The 25,697-nt window shown below is 44.1% G+C and carries 24 protein-coding genes; 7 read left to right on the forward strand and 17 right to left on the reverse strand.

Features of this window, described 5'->3' with window-relative positions:
- Nucleotides 1-378 precede the first annotated feature (378 nt).
- Nucleotides 379-2,022, forward strand: coding sequence for an acyl-CoA synthetase (locus tag ACY3FQ_RS13280; protein ID WP_005400752.1), 1,644 nt, complete (start codon nt 379-381; stop codon nt 2,020-2,022).
- Nucleotides 2,023-2,101: 79 nt separating this feature from the next.
- Here the strand turns inward: ACY3FQ_RS13280 and yjgA are convergent, their stop codons facing one another.
- The 9 genes from yjgA to mazG form a co-directional block, all read right to left on the reverse strand.
- On the reverse strand, nt 2,102-2,635 hold the full coding sequence (gene yjgA / locus ACY3FQ_RS13285) for a ribosome biogenesis factor YjgA (protein ID WP_005400753.1): 534 nt from the start codon (nt 2,633-2,635) through the stop codon (nt 2,102-2,104).
- A gap of 2 nt (nt 2,636-2,637) precedes the next feature.
- Nucleotides 2,638-2,907, reverse strand: a complete 270-nt coding sequence (locus tag ACY3FQ_RS13290) for an HPr family phosphocarrier protein (RefSeq protein ID WP_010325935.1) — start codon at nt 2,905-2,907, stop codon at nt 2,638-2,640.
- Nucleotides 2,904-3,755, reverse strand: coding sequence for an RNase adapter RapZ (gene rapZ, locus ACY3FQ_RS13295; RefSeq protein WP_005400754.1), 852 nt, complete (start codon nt 3,753-3,755; stop codon nt 2,904-2,906). The genes ACY3FQ_RS13290 and rapZ overlap by 4 nt, the downstream gene beginning before the upstream one ends.
- A 26-nt stretch (nt 3,756-3,781) precedes the next feature.
- The gene (gene panC / locus ACY3FQ_RS13300; RefSeq protein WP_005400755.1) at nt 3,782-4,624 is read right to left on the reverse strand and encodes a pantoate--beta-alanine ligase; all 843 of its coding nucleotides are present in this window, start codon (nt 4,622-4,624) and stop codon (nt 3,782-3,784) included.
- A 3-nt stretch (nt 4,625-4,627) separates the two neighbouring features.
- Nucleotides 4,628-5,437, reverse strand: coding sequence for a 3-methyl-2-oxobutanoate hydroxymethyltransferase (panB, locus tag ACY3FQ_RS13305; protein WP_004692301.1), 810 nt, complete (start codon nt 5,435-5,437; stop codon nt 4,628-4,630).
- 36 nt (nt 5,438-5,473) lie between these two features.
- Nucleotides 5,474-5,962 carry a 2-amino-4-hydroxy-6-hydroxymethyldihydropteridine diphosphokinase gene (gene folK, locus ACY3FQ_RS13310; protein ID WP_279691841.1) on the reverse strand — a complete coding sequence of 163 codons (489 nt, stop codon included), beginning with the start codon at nt 5,960-5,962 and terminating at the stop codon, nt 5,474-5,476.
- Nucleotides 5,959-7,428 (reverse strand): polynucleotide adenylyltransferase PcnB, encoded by a 1,470-nt coding sequence (gene pcnB / locus ACY3FQ_RS13315; RefSeq protein WP_279691839.1) that lies wholly within the window; start codon nt 7,426-7,428, stop codon nt 5,959-5,961. Before pcnB ends, folK begins: the two co-directional genes overlap by 4 nt.
- Before the next feature lie 137 nt (nt 7,429-7,565).
- The gene (locus ACY3FQ_RS13320; protein ID WP_005400758.1) at nt 7,566-7,964 is read right to left on the reverse strand and encodes a ComEA family DNA-binding protein; all 399 of its coding nucleotides are present in this window, start codon (nt 7,962-7,964) and stop codon (nt 7,566-7,568) included.
- 18 nt (nt 7,965-7,982) lie between these two features.
- Entirely contained in the window at nt 7,983-8,744 is a 762-nt protein-coding gene (mazG, locus tag ACY3FQ_RS13325; protein ID WP_005400759.1) for a nucleoside triphosphate pyrophosphohydrolase, read from the reverse strand.
- A gap of 118 nt (nt 8,745-8,862) precedes the next feature.
- On the opposite strand from mazG, the gene ACY3FQ_RS13330 reads away from it, so the two are divergent.
- Nucleotides 8,863-9,630, forward strand: a complete 768-nt coding sequence (locus ACY3FQ_RS13330; protein ID WP_005400760.1) for an SDR family oxidoreductase — start codon at nt 8,863-8,865, stop codon at nt 9,628-9,630.
- A gap of 40 nt (nt 9,631-9,670) precedes the next feature.
- On the opposite strand, the gene ACY3FQ_RS13335 is transcribed toward ACY3FQ_RS13330, so the two are convergent.
- From ACY3FQ_RS13335 to cysM, 4 genes are read right to left on the reverse strand one after another with little or no spacing between them, the layout of a single operon-like run.
- Nucleotides 9,671-11,977: a RelA/SpoT family protein gene (locus tag ACY3FQ_RS13335; RefSeq protein ID WP_004979149.1), complete on the reverse strand. Its 2,307-nt coding sequence runs from the start codon at nt 11,975-11,977 to the stop codon at nt 9,671-9,673.
- 33 nt (nt 11,978-12,010) lie between these two features.
- Nucleotides 12,011-13,399, reverse strand: coding sequence for a 23S rRNA (uracil(1939)-C(5))-methyltransferase RlmD (rlmD, locus tag ACY3FQ_RS13340; RefSeq protein WP_005400761.1), 1,389 nt, complete (start codon nt 13,397-13,399; stop codon nt 12,011-12,013).
- Between the two features lie 6 nt (nt 13,400-13,405).
- On the reverse strand, nt 13,406-14,227 hold the full coding sequence (locus ACY3FQ_RS13345; protein WP_058868955.1) for a 3'-5' exonuclease: 822 nt from the start codon (nt 14,225-14,227) through the stop codon (nt 13,406-13,408).
- A 22-nt stretch (nt 14,228-14,249) separates the two neighbouring features.
- On the reverse strand, nt 14,250-15,179 hold the full coding sequence (gene cysM, locus ACY3FQ_RS13350; protein ID WP_279691832.1) for a cysteine synthase CysM: 930 nt from the start codon (nt 15,177-15,179) through the stop codon (nt 14,250-14,252).
- 153 nt (nt 15,180-15,332) lie between these two features.
- Here cysM and ACY3FQ_RS13355 point away from each other — a divergent pair, with 153 nt between their 5' ends.
- The 5 genes from ACY3FQ_RS13355 (at nt 15,333) to rsfS (ending at nt 21,248) form a co-directional block, all read left to right on the forward strand.
- Nucleotides 15,333-18,146, forward strand: coding sequence for a GacS-like sensor histidine kinase (locus ACY3FQ_RS13355; RefSeq protein ID WP_279691830.1), 2,814 nt, complete (start codon nt 15,333-15,335; stop codon nt 18,144-18,146).
- A gap of 113 nt (nt 18,147-18,259) precedes the next feature.
- Nucleotides 18,260-19,048 carry a crotonase/enoyl-CoA hydratase family protein gene (locus tag ACY3FQ_RS13360; protein ID WP_005400765.1) on the forward strand — a complete coding sequence of 263 codons (789 nt, stop codon included), beginning with the start codon at nt 18,260-18,262 and terminating at the stop codon, nt 19,046-19,048.
- Between the two features lie 34 nt (nt 19,049-19,082).
- Entirely contained in the window at nt 19,083-19,958 is an 876-nt protein-coding gene (locus ACY3FQ_RS13365; RefSeq protein ID WP_005400766.1) for an NAD(P)-dependent oxidoreductase, read from the forward strand.
- Between the two features lie 15 nt (nt 19,959-19,973).
- On the forward strand, nt 19,974-20,768 hold the full coding sequence (locus ACY3FQ_RS13370) for a hydroxypyruvate isomerase family protein (RefSeq protein WP_489774170.1): 795 nt from the start codon (nt 19,974-19,976) through the stop codon (nt 20,766-20,768).
- 75 nt (nt 20,769-20,843) lie between these two features.
- Complete coding sequence (gene rsfS / locus ACY3FQ_RS13375; protein ID WP_004692321.1) at nt 20,844-21,248, forward strand: ribosome silencing factor; 405 nt, start codon at nt 20,844-20,846, stop codon at nt 21,246-21,248.
- Between the two features lie 47 nt (nt 21,249-21,295).
- Here rsfS and ACY3FQ_RS13380 read toward each other — a convergent pair whose 3' ends face one another.
- The 4 genes from ACY3FQ_RS13380 to ACY3FQ_RS13395 form a co-directional block, all read right to left on the reverse strand.
- The gene (locus ACY3FQ_RS13380; RefSeq protein WP_005400768.1) at nt 21,296-21,904 is read right to left on the reverse strand and encodes a hypothetical protein; all 609 of its coding nucleotides are present in this window, start codon (nt 21,902-21,904) and stop codon (nt 21,296-21,298) included.
- Nucleotides 21,905-21,920: 16 nt separating this feature from the next.
- A complete protein-coding gene (locus tag ACY3FQ_RS13385) occupies nt 21,921-23,219 on the reverse strand; it encodes an ammonium transporter (RefSeq protein ID WP_279691845.1) in 1,299 nt (432 codons plus the stop codon).
- 224 nt (nt 23,220-23,443) lie between these two features.
- Nucleotides 23,444-24,145, reverse strand: a complete 702-nt coding sequence (locus tag ACY3FQ_RS13390) for an FG-GAP repeat protein (RefSeq protein ID WP_005400770.1) — start codon at nt 24,143-24,145, stop codon at nt 23,444-23,446.
- 97 nt (nt 24,146-24,242) lie between these two features.
- Nucleotides 24,243-25,697, reverse strand: a complete 1,455-nt coding sequence (locus ACY3FQ_RS13395) for an NAD(P)(+) transhydrogenase (Re/Si-specific) subunit beta (RefSeq protein WP_005400771.1) — start codon at nt 25,695-25,697, stop codon at nt 24,243-24,245.

The following is a 25,697-nucleotide window of genomic DNA, read 5'->3' on the forward strand; positions in this document are numbered from 1 at the left end:
GATTAAACCTTTTCCCCTATAAAATTCACGTTTCAGCGCATTTTGAATTTATTTGCCAGTCCCACAGCATCACTAAAATGAGGGAATTGATGTGCCGCAATCCTTATCGCTACATTTTATAATGACTCTATCGGTCACTTTTTATTGAACAATACAGCAACACAAGCATACACATTTTGCTTAAAAAGCAGGCTAAAATCTAACTAAAAGGGTTTATATCGCACAGAATCCATAGATTCAGTTTAGATAAACTAAACAAAAAAAATTCAATAAATTCATCTAAAAAGAGCAACTCGACTAAAGCATAAATGCAAGATGGCTGAAAAATGCATATCTTTTAATCAATGGAAAAATAATACTGAATTTGGAGTGATCAACATGGTGAGTGCTTATGATGAGTTACCAAGAACCCCCGCAAACTTTGTGGCTTTGTCACCGCTGCGTTATTTAGAACGAGCTGCTTATATTTACCCTCATCAAGATGCCATCATTCATGGGCACCGCCATATTTCATGGCGTGAAACTTACCTTCGCTGCTGCCAATTTGCCTCACAATTACAAAAACTGGGAATCACAAAAAACGATACTGTCTCTGTTTTGCTGCCCAACATCCCTGCAATGATCGAAGCACATTTTGCAGTACCCATGACAGGTGCGGTACTAAATACGCTGAATACACGTTTAGATGCAAAAACGATTGCCTTCATGTTGGAACATGCCGAAACCAAAGTCCTTTTGGTCGATCCTGAGTTTGCATCGGTTGCACAAGAGGCTTTGGCTTTGGTCAAGCGCGACATTTTTGTGATTGATGTTGATGATGCTGAGTACGAAAACTGTTTTGCAGCTCCGATTGGTCAAATCGAGTATGAAGACTGGTTAACCGAAGGCGATGAAAACTTTGAATGGCATCTACCTCAAGATGAATGGGATGCCATTAGCCTAAATTACACCTCGGGAACGACAGGTAACCCCAAAGGAGTGGTCTATCATCACCGCGGGGCTTATATCAATGCAGCCAGTAATATCATTGCTTGTGGCATGACACCTCGTGCGACCTACTTGTGGACCCTCCCCCTGTTTCACTGCAACGGTTGGTGCTTTGCATGGACCATGGCAGCCAATGGCGGCACCAACATCTGTTTACGTAAAATTGACCCTGAACTCACTTTTAAACTCATCGCTGAACACAAAGTCGATTATTTCTGCGGTGCGCCAATTGTGTTATCAATGCTGATCAATACCCCTGAAGAGCAACGGATTCACTTTGAGCATCGCGTTGAAGTGATGGTGGCAGGTGCTGCACCTCCTGCTGCAATTATTGAGGGCATGCGTCATATTGGCATCAATGTCACCCATGTCTACGGTCTCACTGAAACCTATGGTCCTTCTGCGCTTTGTGCATCTCAAGCGGGTTGGTCTGACTTATCGATTCAAGAACAAGCGCAGCTGCACTCACGCCAAGGTGTACCATACCCACTGCAAGATGGCATGAAAGTCCTTGATCCAGATACCATGCAACCTGTCCCACATGATGGTCAAACCATGGGCGAAATTATGTTCCGTGGCAACATTGTGATGAAAGGCTACCTCAAAAACCCTGAAGCCACCGCAGAAGCCTTTGCAGGTGGTTGGTTTCATACAGGCGATCTTGCAGTCTGCCAACCCGATGGCTATGCCAAAATTACTGACCGCTCTAAAGATGTCATTATTTCTGGAGGTGAGAATATTTCATCATTAGAAGTTGAAGAAATTCTCTATCAACATCCTGCTATTTTAACGGCTGCGGTGGTCGCGAAACCCGATCCTCGTTGGCAAGAAGTGCCCTGTGCATTTATTGAACTCAAAGCAGGTAAAGAAACCACACCTGAGGAAATCATTGAATTCTGTAAGCAACATCTGGCACGTTTTAAAGTACCGAAAGATGTGGTGATTACAGAAATTCCAAAAACGTCGACTGGCAAGTTACAAAAATTTGTTCTACGCGATTGGGCCAAAGAGCGTGCAACTGGCGAGTTTAGCTAAGCATTCAGCAGTCTATTCAAGCAAATATTCTCACATAAAAAAAGCGACCTTTAAGGTCGCTTTTTTACATCTAAATGACTTAATTATCTGAAATTAAAGCCACTTGCTGAATGTAGTTAAACAATTTTAAACGCGAAGCTTTAAGTTGTTCTTCATCAGCCTGCTGTTTCATATCACGGTGAATACGCAATACATGCTGACGAATGGTATGACGTTCCGCGGCATTATAAGTTTTGGAAAACTCATTAATGACCACATCACCATCTTTGATCATACGATCAACCCAACGCTGCAATTGAGCGGTTTTTTTCGCGCCTTGTTGCGGTGTCAAATAAGACAAAATCACCGTTTCATCTTCATTACGCAACAACTTACCAATACGTAAAAATTGGCGACGACGAGCTTCATTTGATGTAATTAGTTTCACATCCAAAAGGGCTTCAATCAAACGCTCTTCAACAGGTAAGTTTTGAATTTGTTTAGTGTTCAACTCTGCAAGTTGAGAACCCAAAGATGCCATACGTTGTACGGCTTTTTTCTGTTCAGTTTTACTTGCACGTCCTTCTAAAGATTCAAAGTCTTCTTCAGTAAAACTATGCGGTCGACGTGCCACGATTAATCTGCCTCGTAAAATTTTGCTGCAAATAGTGCCTGAATCTCAGATAAAGCTTGTTCTTCATCTGCGCCTTCAAGCACTAAGCGTAAAGTGGTGCCCTTTCCTGCGCCTAGCATCAGGAGGGACATAATATTTTTGGCATCCACCAATTTATCTCCTTTTCCAATTTGGATTGAAGAACGGAATTTGGTGGTCACTTCAATGAGCTTGCCAGATGCACGCGCATGTAACCCTAGTTTATTAATTACGTCAACAGTTGTGTCAATCATGCCCAGTGCTTCATTTCTCGATGGAGGACCTGAATAGACCATTTTGCCTCAAGGGCTTTTTTTAGTCTATCCACAATATATACAGAGCGATGCTGCCCACCCGTACAACCAATTGACACGGTCATATAGTGACGATGCCCTTCAGCAAAAGCTGGTAACCATTTATCTAAAAACTTATAAATATCTTGGAACATTTCGTGGGTTTGCTCACTTTGTTCCAAAAATTTTTGCACAGGGGCATCCAGTCCTGAATACTTCCGCAGTTCTAAATCCCAATGGGGATTAGGTAAATGTCGAACATCAAACACATAGTCAGCATCCAACGGAATACCGTGTTTAAAGCCAAAAGACTGCAAAATCAAAATCAGGTTATCCGACTGCCCCAACTTTGACAGCAAGGTATGCTTTAAATCGTGCACACTTTTATCGGTGGTATCAATATGCACAGTTGAGCGCAAATTAATCGGCAATAAAAGGGTTTTCTCTTCTTGAATGCACTGATTCAAACTTTGAAAGCGTGTCGCCAACGGATGCGGACGACGTGAGGCACTAAAGCGCGCAATCAGCTCTTGGTCACGCGTGGTCAAATAAATAATATCGACCGTACCATGCCTTTGTAATTGTTCAAACACTAAGTCGAACTCTTGCAAATCTGCACGTGTACTGCGTACATCCACACCAAGCGCCAACTGCTCAAGATTATTTCCCCGATCCAGCTTGGCAACAATCTCTGGGAGTAAAGCCAAAGGCAAATTATCAATACAGTAATAACCGAGGTCTTCCAACACCTGTAATGCAGAGGATTTACCCGAACCAGACTGTCCTGTAACAATTAAAATGCGCTTCATCTTAATCCTTTGAGAGGTGAGCTTGACTAAATAGATTTCACTTTTAAGTTATCAATTAAACGAGTTGCCCCGAGTTTTGCCGCAACAAAAAGCACCACATCTTGGTCAAACGCATCCATTTTTTGCAATGCAGGTGTGCGAGCTTCCACATAATCCACAACAAAACCAGCCTGTGTCAATGTCGCCTTTATATTTGCTAACACATCCGCTAAAGCTGTACCGGCTTGTAGCGACTGTTCTGCCGCTTTTAAGCTTTGATAAATGGTCGGTGCCTTTTGACGGTTTTCTTCGCTTAAATAACCATTACGGGAACTTAAAGCCAAACCATCTTCAGCACGTGCAATTGCCACACCCATCACTTCAAGCGGCATATTCAAATCACGAACAAACTGACGAATCACAACCAACTGTTGATAGTCTTTTTCACCAAAGAAAGCAAAATTAGGTTGCACAATATTGAACAGTTTCGTCACCACAACGGCGACACCATCAAAATGACCTGGGCGTTGTAGACCACACAAATCATTGGTGATATCTGAAACAGTAATATTGGTCAAACGTGGACTGTTGCCATACATTTGCTCAACCGATGGTGCAAACACGATGTCACAACCAACCTCGGCCAACAAGCGCTGATCTTGCTCCAAGGTGCGTGGGTAACTGTCAAAATCTTCATTGGGTCCAAATTGAATAGGATTCACAAAAATGCTAACTACAACCACATCACAGAGTTTTTTCGCTTCGCGTACAAGGTTCAAATGTCCCTGATGCAAGTTCCCCATGGTCGGGACGAAACCAATACTTTTTCGAGCCGTTCGCGCAGGGTTCAATGATGCTGATAGGCCTTGGATCGTGGTTTCAGTTTTCATGTTTTACAGCTCGACTTGGAATGTTTGTTCTTTCGCAGGGAATGAGCTATCAAGCACCGCTGCATGGTATGCCTTGAACGCATCCAAAATCGCTGTTTCCCCTGCTTGTTCTTTCATAAAGTTACGCACAAATTTTGCAACACGACCAAAAGTCAGTCCAAGCATGTCTTGTACTACCAAAACTTGACCATCGGTATCCACACCTGCGCCAATGCCAATGACAGGTACATGTGGGAACAACTCACTAATTTCTTTACCGAGCTGCGCAGGCACACACTCTAATAACAGCACCGCAGCACCCGCATCAACCACCGCTTGGCAGTCCGCAATCAGTTGGTCTGCCGCTTCACGTGTGCGTGCTTGTAATTTATAGCCACCAAACACATGTACAGACTGTGGGGTTAAACCTAAGTGTACACATACAGGAATACCGTTGCGTGTCAAAACCTGAACCGTTTCAGCCAGCCATGCTCCACCTTCGACTTTGACCATTTGCGCGCCCGCTTGCATCACTACTTTTGAGCTTTGCAAAGCATCATTTAAGGTGGCATAGCTCATAAACGGTAAATCGGTCATGATCAAGGCATGCTGGTTACCACGGCGTACAGCTGCGGTATGGTAAGCCATATCTTCAACCGTAACAGGCAAAGTGGAATCACGACCTTGAATCGCCATACCTAGTGAATCACCAATTAAAATGGTATCAATTTCAGCAAGTTCCATTGCCTTTGCCATACTTGCATCATAGCAAGTCAGGCAGGAAAATTTGCGACCTTCTGCTTTAAATTTTCTTAAGTCATTTAAACTAATCATCAAACTATTCCTTTCAACATCTTTAGCTCGGCTAAATTAAATCTCTGCCCAATTGCCTGCATCCAGCACGCTCAACGTGGGTTGTTGTACAACAGGCAACAGTTTCAACGCAATACCATCAATGTGTAATTCTGGGTCTAAATCCAGTAGTGGAATCAACACAAAATCACGTTCCATCACACCAACATGTGGCACGGTTAAGCGTTCATGCTGAATTTTCTCTTCTGCATAGATCAGTAAATCTAAATCTAAAGTACGTTCACCCCAATGGCGTAAACGTACACGTCCCGACTCTTGTTCAAAACGTTGCAATTCATCCAGCAAGGCCAACGGCGCCAAGTTTGTGCTGAGTTGCACCACGGCATTTAAATAATTGGGTTGGTCTTGCGGCCCCATCGGTGGGCTTTGATACAGCTTGGAGGTTTTTACATCTCCTAGACTGGCCAACTTGTGCACCGCTTCAGTCAAAATCACTTTAGAGTCGCCTAAGTTGCTACCTAGACCAATGTACGTGACGATGCTCATTGTATCGGTCCAAAAATCACGCTGCTTAAATCACGCTGAACACGCTTACGTTTTAAAATCGGGTGATCTGCACCAATCTCGGTTGAGCTGTGACCTGTTCCCTTACCAGTCTGGGTACGAGCTTCAGCATGTTGCTTCGGTTTACGTGCACGGCGACTGCGTGATTCTTGCTCTTGCACCAAAGGCTCAATTTCATGACTTACCGTTTTGGCAATCGCCGCTTCTTCAGCACTTGCTTTACCACTGCGACGTGATTTTGCACGTTGGCGATTATATTGACTGATGGCACGTTCTTTTTCATCGGTGCTCATTAACTGATACGCGTCCCACCATTGTCCCATGCCGAGCGTACCCTCATCACCGGATTTTTCGCGAAGTAACAAGAAGTCAAAGCCTGCACGGAAACGTGCATGGCTAGATAAGGCTTGAATTTGCTGTGCTTTCGGATTGAGTAAGCGAGTTTGCATTTCCCACACTTCACGAATGAAGGTTTCGGCAAAGCGCGGAATAATAGTCCGCGTGGCTTGGCGTTTTAATACATCCAGTCCTGCTTGTGCACGCGCTTCAGCTGCAACCATACCCTTACTGCTATAAAACTCACAACGTTCTAAGAACGGTTGCCATAACAATACCGCATAGAAAAATGCAGGGTTGATGGTTTTGCCCACTTGAATACGCTGATCGGTATTCTTAGCGGCACGTTCAATAAATGGGGTAATATTCGGTTGGATATCTGCAAATAACTGCTTCCAAATGCCGAAGTCAATCAGCATTGGCAACACACGATTTAGATGTCCCATCGTGAACAGCTTCTGAGATTCATCATATAAACGGTGCGGCGAAACATCACGCAGCAACTGCGTCATTTCCAAGGTGAAAACGTCGAGAATTTGCTGATCGATTGAGAAACCTAATTTTGCAGCAAAACGCAAAGTCCGTAGCATTCGCACAGGATCTTCTTCAAAACGCGTTTGTGCATCACCCAGTAGACGTAAGGTTTTATTTTTAATGTCATCCACAGCATGACAGAAATCTAAGACAACGCCCTTACGTGGCTGATAGTACATTGCATTAATTGAAAAATCGCGACGGGCAAAGTCTTGCTCAATCGTGCCCCAATTGTTATCACGCAAAATCATGCCTTGCGCAGAGGTGACTTCTTTCTTCGGCGGTGCACGGAAAGTTGCAACTTCAACCAACTCACGACCTGAATAGACATGAGCCAGCTCAAAACGGCGCCCGATAATACGGCAACGTCGTCCGAAAACTTCTTTTACCTGTGACGGTGTTGCATTGGTCACTGCATCAAAATCTTTGGGATTTAGGCCAAGCATCATGTCGCGGACACCGCCACCGACGATATACGCTTCATAGCCTGCCTTAGTTAATGCATCGATCACATCTAAAATGTAAGAAGGTAATTGAGCGGTTGATAAACCACATTTTGACGCGCGCAAAGTTTGCAAAAGCCGCTGTCTCCTACGCCTAAACGTAAAATTCTAAGATGACGCTAATCATATATCTAACACAATCAAAGGGCAATTTGATTATCGAAAGCAAAGCAGGATTCTGATCAATTCACCAATAAATGACACCGCTTTTTTCACAAGCCCAAACGGGTTTTATTTTTTGCAAAAATTGCAGGTCCAATCCCGCGCACCTGTTGTAGCTCATCTATCGTCTTAAATGGCCCTTGTTTCTGGCGATAGGCCACGATTGCCTGTGCCTTTTTTAAGCCCACACCCTGAAGTTGCTGTAATTGATCGACACTGGCTTGATTTAAACTAATTTTATTTGTGCTCAACATAGGTTGAGCCTGAACAGGAGACACAGCACGTTTCACGCGCTTTGGCGCTTGAATACGATCATCCCACGCCTGCTGCTCTGCTTTCCAGTTCAGGTAGTTCTGATCAAAAGACTGTGCATAACTACTGGGTACCCAAGCCAGTAGACTCAGTAATAACAACGCAATGATCAACAAACTTACTTTTATTTTTATCAATTCAAGCCACCATTTTTATTATTTCAGTTGTAATTTGGCTTGCTCCCACAGTTGATCCATTTCTTCTAAGGACATCTGCTCAATCTTTTTTTGTTGTTGCAAAGCTTGATCTTCAATGAAAGCAAAACGAGTGCGAAATTTATGAATCGTACTCAAAAGCGACATTTCGCTTGAGACGCCCAGTTTACGTCCAACATTGATCATTGAAAATAAACAATCGCCAAATTCATCTGCTATTTCATCGGAATTTTGCTGTTGAACGGCATCTTTCAGTTCAGCTAACTCTTCTTCAAGCTTGGCATATGCACCGGCCACATCAGGAAAGTCAAAACCGATCTGTGCTGCATTTTTTTGAATCTGTTCCGCTTGTTGTAAGGCTGGACCATGTTTGATGCTGTCTAATCGTGACTGTGCCTTACCCTGCTTTTCCTGTTGTTTAATTTGCTTCCAAAGCTCGCCTACATCTTCGGCAGACAAAGCTGAAAACTGCTGTGCTTGAAAGACATGGGGATGACGACGAATCAGTTTTTCTGTGATGGCATGAACCACATCTTGAAAATTAAAAGCCCCTTGCTCGGCATACATCTGTGACTGGAACACCACCTGTAACAGTAAATCCCCCAACTCATCGCGTACCTCATCAGCTTTACCTGAACGCACAGCAGCTTCAACTTCATAAGCCTCTTCAATGGCATAGCGGGTTAACCTTTCTGGAGTTTGCTGTTGATCCCATGGACACTTTTCACGTAATTCACGCATCACGTTAAGCAATTGTTCCATGTTTATCTCTCTTCAAAAATCAAATTGATAAAAATTACATTATGACGGCATTCATTTGTTATGCTCAATCCAATCACAACAATAACATCAAGAAAAAGAGCAACAAGGAGCAGTTTCAATGCGCAGTATTTTGATTAGCGGTGCAGCCCAAGGTATTGGTGCAGCCATCGCCCGCTTATTTTATGCACATCACTACAAAGTCGGGATTTATGACATCAATAGCGCTCAAGCCGAACAGCTGGCAGCTAGCCTCGGCCCAAATGCCAAAGCAGGACAGCTCGATGTTTCCAACTATCAAGATTGGCAAACTGCTTTAGCCGAGTTTGTCCCATGGGCGGGCGAGCTCAATGTTTTGGTCAATAATGCAGGAATTCTATTCTCAGGGCCTTTTGAACACACAGAGATCAGCGCACATCACAAAACCATCTCGATCAATGTTAATGGTGTACTGAATGGCTGCCATGCTGCATTGCCCTATCTCAAACAAGCGAATTTTGCCCGCATCATCAACCTTTCATCGGCTTCAGCCATCTATGGTCAAGCTGATTTGGTCTCGTACTCTGCCAGTAAGTTTGCAGTACGCGGTATCACCGAAGGCTTAGATACCGAATGGCAGAAATATGGCATTCGCGTATTAGATGTCATGCCGCTATTTGTACAAACTGCCATGGTGCAGGATATGCAAGCGAAGAGTATTCAAAACATGGGGATACACTTAACTGCAGAAGATGTAGCGCACCACGTTTTTCAACGTGCTGTTGCAAAAGATACGGCACTCACTGCAACGCATCAAGCCGTGGGCGCCAAAGCCAAGCTTTTATTTCAACTGAGTAAAATCAGTCCCCAATTTCTCAATCGCCTGACCAATTTATATCTTTCTAAATAAAAAAAAGCCTGCAATTGCAGGCTCTTTCTTTTCAATTCGCTTAGTTACCTTGCACCAAACGACGCGCACTAATGATGCCTGGTTGTTGCTCCAATCGTGCCAATAGTTTTGATAGTTGCGATAAACCTTTCACTTCAATCAACAATTTCATATTGGCAATACCGTCTGCTTCAGAGATGGTGTTGACCTGACGAATATTGATTTGATCGGAGAAAATCACTTGAGTCAAATCTTTGAGCAAACCACGACGATCATAAGCTTCCACCACGATTTGCACACTCTGACCACGCGTTGGCTGCATTTCCCAATCGGCTTCTACTGCACGTTCAGGTTCATTTTGAATCATGCGTAAGTAGTCAGGACACGCCACTTTGTGAATGCTCACCCCACGGTTCAAGGTGATATAACCCGCAATTGACTCGCCATGCACAGGCTGACAACACTGCGCCACATGCAGCTCAACGTTATCTAAACCATCAATCAGAATGCCATGCGCTGACAAGGTATGACTAGCACGTGGATTCAACGTCGGCTTCAGCACCAGTTCAGGTTCGTCCTGATCCAAATGCATATGGCGGTTCACCTGATTGATCAAGGCATGCAGGCTAATGTCACCATTGACCAGGGCAATCAGAATGTCTTCACCCGCTTTAACATTGAAATGATTGCAGTAATCATTCAAATCAATACTTTTTGGGTGAATTGCTAAACGTGAAAGTTCTTTGTTGAGCAGGTCACGACCCACTTCCAAGTTTTTACTGCGGTCTTGTTGGCGGAACCAATGGCGCAGCTTGTCACGCGCACGTGCCGTCTTGATATAACCTAAAGAGTTCACCAACCAATCACGGTTTGGCTCACGGTCTTTCTTGGTTAAAATCTCAACTTGCTCACCCGTTTTTAAGGTATAAGTTAGCGGAACATAACGCTGATTCACCCGTGCGGCATAACACTTATTACCGACTTGAGTATGCACATGATAAGCAAAATCGAGTACGGTCGAACCACGTGGTAGCTCTTTAATATCGCCATCACGGCTAAACACATAAATCTTCTCAAAATCCTCAAAATCTTGAATTTGCTCAAAATTTTCAGAGTCTTCATCAGACTTATGTACATTCGCATCATTGCGCTCTTGATAGTGTTCAAGGACTGCACGCAATGAATGTAAACGATGGTTAAAAGAGCGATCGGTATTCTTACCACCCTCTTTATAGTTAAAGTGCGAACACACCCCAAGTTCTGCTTCTTCATGCATGCTCTTGGTACGAATCTGAACTTCCAGTGACTTATTTTCCGCAATCACAGCCGTATGCAGTGAGCGGTAACCATTGGCTTTCGGATTGGTAATATAGTCATCAAACTGATGCGGAATATGCCGCCAAATTTGGTGCACGATCCCCAACGAGTGATAGCACTCAGGAACCGTTTTAACCAAGACCCGAACGGCACGAATGTCATAGAGCTGATCGAAGCTCAGGTTCTTACTTTTCATTTTTCGATAAATCGAATAAATGTGTTTTACCCTGCCGCTAATTTCAGCTTCAATGCCATGCTCATTCAAAGATGCACGCAATGTATCAATCACAAACTGAATATATTGCTCACGCTCCAGTCGCTTTTCATTCAGCAGCGTCGCAATTTCTTTATAGCGATCGGGTGCTAAATAGCGAAAGGCTAAATCTTCCAGTTCCCACTTTAACTGCGCAATCCCTAAACGGTGTGCCAGAGGTGAGTAAATGGTTAAGATTTCTCGTGCTACACGCTCTTGACGTTCTTTAGATGAAGTCGCCAATTCACGCAGTGCATAAGTTCGCTCAGCCAATTTGATCAGTACAACGCGCACGTCTTCCGTCACTGAAATCAACATTTTATAAATGCCGTTTAAGTGCTCGCGCTGATTGTTATTAAAGTGATCTTCGAGGCGTTTATTCTGCTCAATGAGGTCGGACAACTTACCCATGGCCAAAGTGCCTTTGACCAGTGCATGCACTTGTTCGCCAAAATGCTCTTGCACTTCCGCCAATGGAATCACGCCTTCGCGTACACCACGATAGAGCATCGCAGCAGCCAAGGTGTCTTCATCGACATGTAGATGGGCCAGAATATCCGCCATTTCAATACCGGTATAAAAGGTATTGGAACGATGATTAACCGTGGTTTCTAACTCTTTTTGTAAAGTCAAATTGGCAACTTCTTCGAGTTGCTCAAGCTTCGCATCATCTAATATGCTTCGAACACGATCTAACCATTCAGCCAAATCATGTTGAGCTTGTTCGGCATGCTCTACAGTCGCCTCCTGAGACAACTCATTGAGTCGCCCAGGTAGTTGCTCACGTACTGTGACCATACCCTTCTCCTACACTTTTACGCTTCATATTCTTTAATCGTTTATCTCATTATCTTTTTCAAACAATGCTATCGACTCAACGTGACCTGTGTGAGTAAACATGTCCATCACACCGGCTTTGACTAATCGATAACCCTGTTGTACCAACAGCCCCGCATCCCTTGCGAGTGTCGCTGGATTACACGACACGTAAACGATTCTTTTTGCACCAAAGTTAGGCATATAATGCATTATTTCCTCTGCGCCTGCACGTGGAGGATCTATCAATAATGCATCAAATCCTTGATTTGCCCAAGAATGATGCGAGAAATCTTTTGTTAAATCTTGTGAAAAGAACTTCAACTGGCCAAGAGCATTACGTTCCGCATTTTCTGCACCACGTTGAACCATTTCTTCACTGCCTTCAACACCAACCACTTGTCCTGTTTCACCCACGCATCGAGCCAAAGGCAAAGAGAAATTTCCTAGACCACAGAACAAATCGAGAACACGTTCTCCTTGTTTTAAATCTAGCAAGTCACATGCCAATTTCACCATTTGCGGGTTAATGGTTGAGTTTACTTGAGTAAAGTCGTGTGGGTTAAATCCAAATGCCACATCAAAATCATTTAAACGATAATGTAAACGCATCTCTGCATGTTCATCATCCATACGCTTTAGACTGTCTGGGCCTGCAGCTTGTAAATACAACTGCCACCCTCTGTCTAACGCAAATTGTTTTAATCGGTTGACATCCTCTGTGTTTAATTTTTCAGTATGTCGCACCGTGAGGGCGATGTCACAATCCCCCATGGCCAATTCTATATGACCAATAGCCGCTTTGGCTGTTAGACTTTGGAGTAACTGCTTTAAGCGTGTGATCGAACCAAACGCTTGATCTAACACCAAACAACGATCAATTGAAGTCAATTTATTGGTTTGACGCTCTCGAAAACCCACGACCAATTGGTCTTTGTGCGGCAAATAACGTACCCCAATGCGTGCTTTACGACGGTAGTCTTCACGTAAAGAGCGCAAAGGCGGCAACCATTGTTCAGGTTGAATCCCCGCAAAATGCTGCAAATGTGATTTAAGCACATCTTGCTTTAAGCGAATTTGTTCATCGGGATGAATATGCTGCATATTACAGCCACCACAGCTTTTAAAATGCGGGCACTTCGGCTCAACACGAAAAGTAGAGGCTTCACTGAGGAGTTGAACAGCATCGGCTTCCTCTAAACGCTTTACCGCATGGGTAATCTGCGCTTTAACCGTTTCACCCGGCAACGCATAGCTAATAAAGACTTTTTTACCCTGCTTGTCCGCAGGATGGTCTGGATGCGAACCATAGTGCGCTATGCCGCGTCCTTCATGCGAAAGTGACTCAACCTGAAAAATATAACTGGGCTGTTGAGTTGGACGAGGTTTGGCTCTATGTTTCATGTGTACCTAAAGATGGGAAGGAGAAAAATCGGCAGCGGTAAAAGCCGTCTGCTGTGAGGTCTCACGCCACACCGACAAAAAGTCTTGATGCTGCGGTTGAGCCTGTAAAAACTGGATGGTTTGATGAATAAAATGACGGTGGTCTTGAGCTAGCAATTGCCCTTTGAGTAAGAGCCAACGCAAATACACCAGCCATGTATTTAGCACATCACCTTCACAATAACTGGTGAGTTTGAGCCATTCCTGCGCCCGAACATATTCAGGTACATGATAAGCCCCATCGCCTCGTTTACCGGGATACCCCAATAAATGAGCAACATCATCTAGCTTTTGGAAATGACGTCCATTAAACATTGCCATCACATCCATCAGGTCGATGTGACGCTGATGATAACGGTTCTGATAGTTATTATAGCGCTTTTGTGTGTCAATTTCGCCCTGATCGAACAAAGCAGGTGCAGTTAAACCATGATACATAGCACGAAGCATGATTACAGGTAAGTCAAACTGAGCACCATTCCAGCTCACTAAAGTTGGTAAGCGCTTATCAAATATGGATAAAAACTTACTGAGGATTTCTGCTTCCGAATATTGCTCACGGCTAAAAGAAAAAAGTTTCATCTGGCCTTGGTCATCCAGCCACAAGCCTGAAATACACACAATTTCATGCAAAGCCAAACGCTGAAAATCCATGCCTGATTCTTGGCGACGCAACTTGGTCAGTGCCGCCTCCAAATCAGCCTCAGGCAAATCTAAACCATATAAATGCGCCCCCGATCTCAAATCAGTCATTGTTTCAATATCAAAGGTGAGCACAGGTAAGCGCATAGCAGGACTCTCTTTTATTGTTTTATTCAGGATCGACCACAGAGAAAAGACCCGTCGATAAATAACGGTCACCGCGGTCACAAATAATGCACGCAATGACTGCACCAGGATTTTCTTCAGCAATTTTAATCGATGCCCACACCGCACCACCTGAAGAAGTTCCTGCGCTAATCCCTTCTTTTTGCGCCAATTTACGCATGGTTTTTTCCGCTTCAATTTGCGGAATATCAATAATTTGATCAATCCGACTGCGGTCAAAAATCGTTGGTAAATATTCTTCAGGCCAACGGCGAATCCCTGCGATACTTGAACCATCCGATGGCTGTAGACCAATAATTTGAATGTCGGGGTTCATTTCTTTGAGATATTTAGAGACCCCCATAATGGTACCTGTAGTGCCCATTGAACTCACAAAGTGAGTGATTTTTCCACCTGTTTGCTGCCAAAGTTCAGGCCCAGTCGTTAAATAATGTGCTTCAACATTATCAGGATTACCAAACTGGTTGAGTACGTGCCCTCTGCCTTCTTCTTGCATTTGCAAAGCCAAATCACGTGCACCTTCCATGCCCTGCTCTTTGGTCACTTCAATCAGTTCCGCGCCATAAGCGCGCATTGCATCTTTACGTTCTTGGCTCATGTTGTTGGGCATAATCAGTTTCATCTGATAGCCACGCATCGCAGCAACCATTGCCAGTGCAATGCCGGTATTTCCACTGGTCGCTTCAATCAAGGTATCGCCTGGCTGAATTTGCCCTCGCTTTTCCGCTTGCATAATCATGTTATACGCGGGACGGTCCTTGACAGAACCTGCGGGGTTGTTGCCTTCTAACTTTGCCAATACTGTTGCTTGAGTGTGACTTGCCAGACGCTGTAAACGCACCAGTGGAGTTTTTCCAACATAGTGATCTAACAAAAATTCGTCTGCTTGAAAATCAGTGGATGTAGTACTCATTCTTTGCACCTTGATCGAGGTGCGCCTATTGTATGGAAAAATGCCAGTCCCTGCACCCATTTAGCGTGCTTTTTCGTGAAAGTGATTAAAGCACCATCGATTTTTTATAAAGCGTGCTACACTTCAAAGCATAGGGAATAAATCACTTGCACCATGTCAAATATCAATAAAAAGTTATTTAATCGTCTGCACTTAAACCATGCTTATGGACAGCTCATTGCACTTATTTTCGTGCCGATTATGATTTTGGCCTGTGTAGGTGCATTACTGGTTATTACCGAAACTTCAAATGCCGCCAAAGCCCAGCAGCGACAAATGGCGATAGCGATTTTAACGCGCTACCAGCTGGATGCGGAAGCGGCGATCAATTTGGTGAATGCCTCCCCTTGGCAGTATGAAAATGCACGTTATTTGATGCAAAAGATGTTAGATGAAAAACATCTGATTCGTGCCGCAATTATTGACGACAAAGGCAATAACAAACTTAGCATTGGCTACCAAGACCAAGCGCCGTGGCCTGCGCTGAAAAAAAATACTGATTTTTTTGGTCCAATGAATTTTAAAGGCAATACAGTATATGGTTTGCCCATCAACCAATTTACAGGGACGCCTGCACAGTTGGTGGTTGAATTAGATAACCAGCCCTTACAAATTGCCCGTTATCGCGTGTTGATCGTGTTGATTGCGACAGGTCTGTTGACACTCTTATTGCTTTTACTCTGTTTAAATTTCTACTCGCGTCGCTGGATTGCGCCGATGTATGAAATTCGCATGCAGCTGCAACGTTTAAATGCCGACACCCTCGATCAACATATGCTGATTAACAGTACTGGTGAATTACGTTTGCTACAGCGCGATATTGCCAATGTGGTGAAACGTCTACATTTTAGTTTTTTAGAATTAAAAGAACACACTGAGCAGACGGAAGACGATTTGCGTCGAACCCTCGACACATTAGAGGTGCAAAACATCACCTATCGTCAAGCGCGTGACCAAGCCATTTCAGCAAGTCAGTCTAAGTCTGTGTTCTTGGCCAATATCAGCCATGAACTGCGCACGCCACTGAACAGTATTGATGGTTTTATTCACCTGTTACTGCGTCAAGACAACCTCAACAATGATCAAAACCTGTATTTACAAACCATCCGAAAATCATCTGCACACTTACTGGCACTGATTAATGATGTTTTAGATTTTTCAAAAATTGATGCAGGTAAAATAGAACTCGATACTGCAACTTTTGATTTAGAAGAAGCAATTTTTGATGTTATGGATATGCTGTCTCCTCTTGCTGCACAAAAGCATATCGATATGGCCTTTTACTATGCCGACAATGTGCCAAAGCATGTGGTTGGAGATGCCCTACGCTTCAAACAAATTTTAACCAACCTGATTTCCAATGCCATTAAGTTTACTCCTGATGGTGAGATCATCGTCCGCGCAAGAATGGAACAAGATGATATTGGACAGTGCCTATTGCACTTTAGTGTACAAGACAGCGGTATCGGACTCAGTGGAACCGACCGTAAAAAACTGTTTGAGTCTTTCTCGCAAGGTGATGCTTCGGTCACGCGTCAATTTGGCGGCACAGGTCTAGGCTTAGCGATTTCCAAACAGCTGGTGCATTTGATGCAGGGGCAAATTGGATTTGAGGACAACCAAGAACGCGCGCCCACCGAAAAAGGTTCCACCTTCTGGTTTACCGCCATGTTTATGGTCAATGAAGAAGATGAGTACGTTGAACATCCTCAATTTAGCGACATGCAAGTGGTCTCGTATTTGGCGCATCCTGCAACGGCCAATATTCTGCGTCATTATCTTGAAGACTATGCTGTGGAACACATCGAATCGAGTTCAATTTTAGACTTGTTCAGCCACCTCAACAGACTGCCTCAAGATGTGGAAAATACATGGTTAATTGTTGATCACAGTGGTGATACCGAAGCCTTATTAAAAGAAATTCGTCAGCGTTATAGCGGTAACCTTGCGGTTTATGGTTACCAGATGTCACTCGATTTGACCACGCTGAATGAATATCGCGCACGACCATTATACCAACCGCTCAGTCGGAGTGCTTTGATTCAATTGCTCAGCAATCAACCGCTATTTGAAGAAGACGAAATGGAGTCCTTCAATGGTCAAGGCTTACATATTTTAGCGGTGGATGACCATCTCCCTAACCTGATTGTCCTTGAAGCACTACTAGGCGAATTGAATGTCACGACAACAAAAGCTTTAAGCGGCCAACAAGCCTTAGAGATTTTACAAGAGCGCGCTGAACACGACAGCAAAGCTTTTGATTTGGTATTTATGGATATTCAAATGCCTGTCATGTCGGGTGTCGATACCACACGTGCCATTCGTGCGCTGGAGTCAACCATTGAAAACCATAAGCGTTTGCCCATCATTGCCCTCACCGCACATGCATTGGCCGATGAAAAACAAAAACTACTGCAAGTCGGCATGGATGACTATGTCACCAAACCGATTCAAATTGATCAGATTATCCAAATCCTGACCCATTGGACCACTGATCGTTTCAACAAAGGCTCACCCGTTGAAAAAGCCATCGTGATTGAAGCACTTGATCCGAAGGTACTCGACTGGCAGCAAAGCTTACAGTTAGCCGCCAACAAAGAAGACTTAGCAGTCGACTTACTGCGTATGTTAATGGATAGTTTTGATACTGAGCTGCATGAAATGAAGCAGTTGATTGAAATGGAAGATTTCCCACAATTGGAGCATGTGCTACACCGTCTGTATGGTGCAACACGCTATGTCGGTGTACCCAACTTACAAGAAGCAACAGGGACATTTGAACAGTTTGTTTCAACCTTACGTAAAGAACGTCGTAAAGCCGATGAACAATTTGTTCAAGAAACCATAAAGCGTTTCAATGAACTCAAAGTTGTGATTGAACAAGTACAACATGCGGCACAGCAAATTTTAATCAAACATATCCCATAAAACATTCAAAAGAGCATGGCACGAAAGACAAATTGCGACGTGACTCTTGGTGTCATTTATCCGCACGAGAGCTATGCTATGCTCCATGCGAGCAAAAAATAAGAGTTCTCATCATGGCTTTACTTCGCATTGAAAACAAAAACGGCATTGCCACTGTTTCACTTAACCGCCCAGACAAACGCAATGCGATGAGTTTCGACCTGTTGCGCGAGTTGGTTAAAACTGCTGAAAAAATTAAAAAAGACCGCAGCATTCGTTGTGTCATCCTCACTGGTGAAGCGCAAGTCTTTAGTGCAGGCATTGATCTTGCCGATTTGAACAATCCGAAGAATCGTGCCTATGCCGCGTGGGAACTGATCAAACCTGGACAAAGCCTCTTTCAAAAAGCCTTCCTAATTTGGCAAGAACTGCCTGTTCCTGTGATTGCCGCGATTGAAGGGTTTTGCTTTGGCGCTGGCATGCAATTGGCTTTAGCGGCGGATATTCGTGTGGCACATCCTGCAACCCAAATGTCGATTATGGAAAGCCGTTGGGGACTGGTTCCGGATATGGGACTGACGCGCTCTTTGAAAGGTCTAATCGGACTAGATCTTGCCAAAGAATTAACACTTACGGCACGTATTTTCGATGCAACTTATGCCAAAGAAATTGGCTTAGTCACACATCTTGATGAATCACCGCTTGCTAAAGCCCAAGCCATTGCAGAAGAAATGTTACAACGCTCACCAGATGCACTTATGGCCTCAAAATATGTGCTGGATGCCATGCAGCATGAGCCTAAAAAATCCTTACGTTTGGAAAAAATTTGGCAACTCAAATTACTGTTAGGTAAAAACAGCCAAATCGCACGTAAAAAAGATAAACAACCCGACGTGCAGTATCTACCACGCCAATACAAATAAGAGTATTTAAGCACTGACAATCAAAGAGGGTCCCATGAGTTTCGATCGACACACTAAAATTGCATTTCTCGGCATGGGACTCATGGGCAGCCGTATGGCCACCCGCTTACTTCAAGCAGGTCTTGAGGTCGCTGTATGGAACCGCACCAGTAGTGCCTGCGATGCACTCATTGATTTGGGAGCGACAGACTTAGCGCTACAAAATATTGCCGAATATCCAGTAGTTCTGACCTGTTTAGCGGACGACAAAGCCGCACTCAGCGTTTATGAACAAATCGAACCGTTTTTGACGGCGAAGCAAGTGATCATCGACTTTTCCAGTCTTTCAGTGGAACAAACCCTGAGTCTTGCAGCACGTGCCGAACAAAAACAGGTGCAATGGATCGACTCACCTGTTTCAGGGGGAACTATTGGTGCGGAACAAGGTACGCTGGTCATCTTTGCTGGTGGCGATACACAGACGATTCAAGACTTGTCTTTGATTTATAATATCTTGTCTCAACGTGTCACCTGTATGGGTAACACTGGAACAGGACAAGCCACCAAAATTTGTAATCAACTGATTGTGGCAGCCAATAGCACTCTGATTGCAGAAGCAGTTGCTTTAGCAGCCAAAGCTGGCGTGGACACTCGCTTACTTGCACCTGCGCTTGCAGGCGGTTTTGCCGATTCGAAACCCTTTCAAATTTTAAGTCCACGTATGGCGACTCACCTGTTTGAGCCCGTACAGTGGAAAGTTCAAACCCTGTCCAAAGACTTGAACAATGCTGTGCAACTTGCTGCGCAGCACCAACTCGACATTCCTGTTGCAGCGCGAGCACTTCAGCAATTGCAAGCACACCAACAACAAGGCTATGCTGAAGCTGATCTTGCCTCAGTCATATTACAAGTAGAACAAAAAGCCAAATAAAATCAGGAGAAAATCATGACCAAACTTGCTGTAAATTTATCCATGATTTTTACCGAAGTGCCGCTGCTTGAGCGTTTTGCTTTGGCTCAAACCGCAGGCTTTAATCATGTGGAAATCCAATTTCCCTACGAACTCAGCATTGAACAAATTCAAACTCAGCTTACGCTTCATGACTTAAGCCTCTGCCTCATTAACGTTCCTGCGGGCGACTTAATGACTGGTGGAAATGGGCTCACAGGTGTCCCCGGCAAAGAGTTAGAGTTTCATCGCGCTCTTCAGTTAGCAGTACAATATGCCAGCGCACTCAAAGTGCCAAGTGTGAATATCCTTGCGGGTAAACAACCCCTAGATGCCGACCTACTGCCCTGTTTAAATACCTTGTCCAAAAACCTGAAACTGGCCTGCCACATGTTCAGTGAACATGACATTCAACCTGTCTTTGAAATGATCAACGGCACAGATATGCCACGCTTCTTAGTACAAAATATTGCCCAAGCACAGGAAATGCTAGAAGCAGTACAACACCCTGCGCTTAAAATGCAATACGACTGCTATCACATGGCCATGATGGGTGAAGATGTGTTGCAAGGGCTACAAGAAAATATTCAAGATATTGGTCATATCCAATTTGCAGACTGTCCGGGACGGCATGAACCAGATACTGCACAAATTATGTATGCAAATATTTTTGAATGGCTACAACACAGCAGTTATGACGGTTTTATTGCGGCGGAATATCGACCAAAAACTGTTTCAACTCAGTCCTTTGCATGGAAGGCAAAATACTTTGCTGCACATCCTCAAAGTTGAACCATTGCGGATTTGAAATTTTCGCCTAAAAACGCTATATTATAAGATGAGTTATTGTCCGGAAAAATTCCCTTTATGAATTTAGAACCATCGCCCAGCGCTTCTAATTCTCACGATTTCGCAATGAATACCCAAGCTGCCGACGTACAAGCTTGCTTAAAAGTTGTACATGAAGCCCTTGAAGATGTAAAAGCAAAAGATATTTTAGCGATTGATGTCAGCCTAATCAGCAACGTCGCTGATGCAATTGTGATTGCAAGCGGTACATCAACGCGTCACATCAAAGCACTTGCTGATAACGTTGCTGAAGAAGCACGTAAAGCAGGCTTCCGCCCTCTCGGTGTCGAAGGCGAACGTGATGCAGAATGGATCTTGATTGATCTTGGCTTTGTTGTTGTGCACGTGATGTTGCCAACAGCACGTCGTTTCTACGACTTAGAAAGCCTTTGGCGTGCAGCCCCAGAAGAAACTGTAGCCTAATATGAAAAGAGCGACCTGAAGGTCGCTTTTTTTATGTCTAATTTTCTTTAAATTAAGCGATGCATATCGACCATTGGGTAACGCTCTTTCACTTGGCGCTTCACATGGGCATAGAGTTGATCTGCTTTTGCTGGACCATAAAATTCACAATAATTTTCATAACAGACTGTCAAGACCTGCGCATATTGAGTCATGGGCAAAGCTTCGAGTACTGCTCGATCATTCAAGGCCTGATACTTATCGACCACAATGGATAAAGCGCCTAGCTGCGTTTTCACCTCACGCTCAAACTCCTGCACATCAACGGCTTTGACTGCTTGACAGATATTTTGCATAAAAAACGTCAATGCATCGAGTAACACTGCTCCCCCTTGTTCACTTTTCGATGCTTTTGCAGATGGGTTCAACAACACTTGTTTTTCAACTTGGGCCATCTCTGCCAAGACATTTTTGAGCATGTCTTTTCGGAAGTAACGTAATTCCTCTGTGGTGCAAATTTCACTCAAAAAACGATTCAGGACAAAGGAGGGTTGATCACCATATTTCGCTTCCCAGTGATTCAATACTTGCTCTAAAAGTGTTCCTTGTAAGTACTGACTCAATCCACGTTCGATCGCTTGGCGTTTTTGTAAAATAGTTAATGTTTCGGTCGACATGAGCTATCCTCTTTCATTAATGACGTTTGGTCATATCATCAGTTTCAAACGTCACATCACGCTGAAACTCGGGATAAGACAGTTCTGCATGTTCGGTATAGTCCAAGCCACGTTGTTCATGTTGTTTACTCACCCGCAAACCACCAAGAACGAGGTCTAAGACTTTAAAGACGATCAACGCCACACCAAAACCCCACGCAAAGGCTGTCACAATCCCCAAGCCTTGTACCGCAATGATTCCCGCATTAAACATTTGGTTTTCAAAAAACAACCCCGCAGCCAATGTGCCCCACGCCCCACAAAAACCATGTACAGTCACCGCATCGACCACATCATCCAAGCGGAGTTTTTCCATCACCACAGGTAAAATACTGACCAACACACCTGCAACCGCACCACTAATGATGGCATACACTGGACTCATGGTTGCACAGCCCGCCATAATTGCAACCAGTCCACCCAAGGAGGCATTAATGGTGCCGCGCACTAAAATCGCTTTACCACGTATTAGGGTATAAACCATATAGGCAACTGCCGAAGCACACGCCGCCAAATGCGTATTCAAGGCAATCCGCCCAATACCCACATCCGCCTTCACAGTAGAGGCCGCATTAAAACCAAACCATGCCAACCATAGAACAAAACCGCCTAGCGCCACCAACGGTAAATTATGCCCTGCCAAATAATGGACCTGTCCATTGCGCCCAAACCGCCCTAAACGGGGTCCCAGCACAATAATTCCAGCTAAGGCCACCCATCCACCAATCGAATGCACCACTGTTGAACCAGCAAAGTCAATGAAACCCATGGCTTTTAGCCAACCTTCGCCATCAAATAAGCTCCCCCAAGCCCATGCACCAAAAATCGGGTATATCAAACCACTGACCACTGCAGCACTCACAATATACGCCACAAAGTGAATCCGCTCAGCCATCGCCCCACTGGCAATCGTCGTGGCGGTGGCAGCAAACATCATTTGAAAGAACAAGAGGTTCCAGTGCCAGTCATCCATAGCATTGGGGGCAAAATGCGAGGTTCCTATCCAACCACTCGAATTGGCACCAAACATCAAACCAAAGCCAATCAACCAAAACACCAAGCCCCCTAAACACGCATCCATATAGTTTTTCATGAGTACATTAATGGTGTTTTTAGAGCGCACCGAACCACTTTCAATCAGGGCAAAACCTGCTTGCATGAAAAACACCAAAATGCCACCGAGCACCACCCAGACACTGTCAAGCGAGAGGCAAATCTCTTGAATATTTTGAGCCTGTGTTGGCAGGGGTTCTGCAGCAAAACTGGGTAAAGTAATACATCACACGAAGAAGAGTAAGTATTTTATTTTTTTCATGAATAATCCCCCAAAGATTATTCATCTCAATTGCAAAATCAATGCCAGTGTTTCAACACCTTATAGATATTTAAAAATGATCTATGTTCGCCAATATAAATGGAGCGATTTAAACAAGGTGAAAAAGCGATACACCATACAAGAGGTCAAAATGAATTTATAAGCTAATTGCTAAAACATGGCTTTTAGTTTTTATAGTATTCATCCACAGCATAATAGTGAACCCTCTCTACCCATCGACCACGATTCAGCGTTCGCTCCGTCACTTTAACCTTTCCCGCTTGAACTGTTGCATCTTCAATAAACTCTTTGACTAAACTCAAGCCGTGTTTAGGAATCACGATATATTCCGAACGAATATGATAACAACACCCACTTTTATTGAAGGTTAAGATTCTTTTCTGTTTTGGATCGACCTCAAACATGCCCAAATTTTCATGAGTTAAGGCCGATAACTCCTGACTCAGCACAAATTTATTTTTAGTCCGATGAAAGACATAAACATCGTAAGTTGGCCCGCCATAAGCACCATAGTTACCATTACGGATGGCGACATCCTCACTGCCGTCAAAATTAAAGTCGGCAAAAATCACGGCACTTTGCTCACCATAAAGCTGCACCACATTGACAGATGGTTTGTCAGTTTCGTCCAGATCCATCGTCAATTCAGCCGAGGAAATACGCTGAAAGCGCTGTACCGTCCCTTTTAGGTAAAGATCAATATTGGCTTGTCCATCGCAGCTCCTGTCCGTACAGCTCGTCGTTATTTTTACATCATAGCGTTTCGATGCATTTTTTATTTCGAAGACTTGAGCCTGAGTAGTTTGACTCAAAACGAACCCACTAAAGATCAGCAACACCTGAAACGAAATCTGATTTATGTTCATCTTGTTTTCTTATTGAAAAGATACACATCATCTTAGCAAAAGCTGCAAACATAAAAAAACCACCCGAAGGTGGTCTCTATACACTCTAGGAGGAGGATTAGTGTCCACCACCATTGATTGCTTTGGTCATATCTTCAACCACTTTCTTCGCATCACCAAAGATCATCATGGTTTTTTCGTTATAGAATAAATCGTTGTCTAGACCTGCATAACCTGTCGCCATAGAGCGTTTGATGACCATAATGGTACGTGCTTTATGTGCTTCAAGAATTGGCATGCCATAGATTGGAGATGTTGGGTCGTCTTTCGCCGCAGGGTTCACCACGTCGTTCGCACCAATCACAAGCACCACATCTGTTGCAGGGAAGTCTGAGTTAATCTCATCCATCTCTAAGATGTCTTCATAAGCCACGTCTGCTTCAGCCAAAAGTACGTTCATGTGACCCGGCATACGACCTGCAACTGGGTGAATGGCAAAGCGCACTTTTACACCTTGTTCTTTCAAGATTTCACACAGTTCTTTCACAGCATTTTGTGCACGACCTTGCGCCATACCATAACCTGGTACGATCACAACGCTGTCTGCATTTGACATCAAGAAGCCTGCGTCATCTGCTGAACCAGAACGATGGTTACGCTGTGCTTGTTTGCCTTTGTCCGCAGAAGCTACCGCTGTACCGCCCATTGCACCACCAAACAAAACGTTGATGATTGAACGGTTCATGGCTTTACACATGATGTAAGACAGAATCGCACCTGAAGAACCCACCAGTGAACCCGCAACGATTAACATATTGTTTTCAAGTGTGAAACCAATACCTGCTGCTGCCCAACCAGAGAAGGAGTTCAATAGCGATACCACCACTGGCATATCACCGCCGCCGACTGGTGCAATCCACACCCAACCAAATGCAAGTGCAAGTGCAGTCATAGCCCAGAATGCATTCATGTTGCCTGTTGTGAAGAAGTACACACCACATGCCAACATTGCAAGGAAAATCAGTGCTTGTACAGGTTTAACCCATGCACCAGAAATGGTTTTTGCCCATTTTTTCGCAGCCAACTTACCATAAGCAAATACAGACGCTGTAAAGGTAATCGCTCCGACGAAACAGCCCACGAACAATTCAAATAAATGAACCTTGCTCATGTGTGCATGTTGCACACCCGCAGCAGTTAATGCAGTTTCATTTTGTGCAAATAAAGCAGTCAGTTGGTTGTTATGTAGAATTGCAGCTATTGCAATTAATACCGCAGCCAAGCCCACCAATGAGTGCATTAAAGCAACAGTTTCAGGCATCTGCGTCATAGGTACAGTACGCGCACGGGCAATACCCACTATCGCACCCAGCACCATCGCACCGCCAATCATCCAAATCACAGGATGATCTGCCACAAAGAAGGTGGTCACTACAGCAATCGCCATTGCGATCATGCCGTAACGGTTACCTTGAATTGCCGTTTTCGGGCCAGACAAACCACGTAAAGTTAAGATAAAGAGGACAGCACCAATCAGGTAGAACCAATCCGCATAGTCTCGAATGAATTCCAT

This window comes from Acinetobacter sp. AB03 (assembly GCF_058107045.1).

Coding starts and splice junctions, on each gene's coding strand:
- ACY3FQ_RS13280 (WP_005400752.1), top strand. CDS start 379: ATGGTGAGTGCTTATGATGAGTTACCAAGAACCCCCGCAAACTTTGTG.
- ACY3FQ_RS13290 (WP_010325935.1), bottom strand. CDS start 2,907: ATGATTGACACAACTGTTGACGTAATTAATAAACTAGGGTTACATGCG.
- rapZ (WP_005400754.1), bottom strand. CDS start 3,755: ATGAAGCGCATTTTAATTGTTACAGGACAGTCTGGTTCGGGTAAATCC.
- panC (WP_005400755.1), bottom strand. CDS start 4,624: ATGAAAACTGAAACCACGATCCAAGGCCTATCAGCATCATTGAACCCT.
- panB (WP_004692301.1), bottom strand. CDS start 5,437: ATGATTAGTTTAAATGACTTAAGAAAATTTAAAGCAGAAGGTCGCAAA.
- folK (WP_279691841.1), bottom strand. CDS start 5,962: ATGAGCATCGTCACGTACATTGGTCTAGGTAGCAACTTAGGCGACTCT.
- mazG (WP_005400759.1), bottom strand. CDS start 8,744: ATGGAACAATTGCTTAACGTGATGCGTGAATTACGTGAAAAGTGTCCA.
- ACY3FQ_RS13330 (WP_005400760.1), top strand. CDS start 8,863: ATGCGCAGTATTTTGATTAGCGGTGCAGCCCAAGGTATTGGTGCAGCC.
- ACY3FQ_RS13335 (WP_004979149.1), bottom strand. CDS start 11,977: ATGGTCACAGTACGTGAGCAACTACCTGGGCGACTCAATGAGTTGTCT.
- rlmD (WP_005400761.1), bottom strand. CDS start 13,399: ATGAAACATAGAGCCAAACCTCGTCCAACTCAACAGCCCAGTTATATT.
- ACY3FQ_RS13345 (WP_058868955.1), bottom strand. CDS start 14,227: ATGCGCTTACCTGTGCTCACCTTTGATATTGAAACAATGACTGATTTG.
- cysM (WP_279691832.1), bottom strand. CDS start 15,179: ATGAGTACTACATCCACTGATTTTCAAGCAGACGAATTTTTGTTAGAT.
- ACY3FQ_RS13355 (WP_279691830.1), top strand. CDS start 15,333: ATGTCAAATATCAATAAAAAGTTATTTAATCGTCTGCACTTAAACCAT.
- ACY3FQ_RS13360 (WP_005400765.1), top strand. CDS start 18,260: ATGGCTTTACTTCGCATTGAAAACAAAAACGGCATTGCCACTGTTTCA.
- ACY3FQ_RS13365 (WP_005400766.1), top strand. CDS start 19,083: ATGAGTTTCGATCGACACACTAAAATTGCATTTCTCGGCATGGGACTC.
- ACY3FQ_RS13370 (WP_489774170.1), top strand. CDS start 19,974: ATGACCAAACTTGCTGTAAATTTATCCATGATTTTTACCGAAGTGCCG.
- rsfS (WP_004692321.1), top strand. CDS start 20,844: ATGAATTTAGAACCATCGCCCAGCGCTTCTAATTCTCACGATTTCGCA.
- ACY3FQ_RS13380 (WP_005400768.1), bottom strand. CDS start 21,904: ATGTCGACCGAAACATTAACTATTTTACAAAAACGCCAAGCGATCGAA.
- ACY3FQ_RS13390 (WP_005400770.1), bottom strand. CDS start 24,145: ATGAACATAAATCAGATTTCGTTTCAGGTGTTGCTGATCTTTAGTGGG.
- ACY3FQ_RS13395 (WP_005400771.1), bottom strand. CDS start 25,697: ATGGAATTCATTCGAGACTATGCGGATTGGTTCTACCTGATTGGTGCT.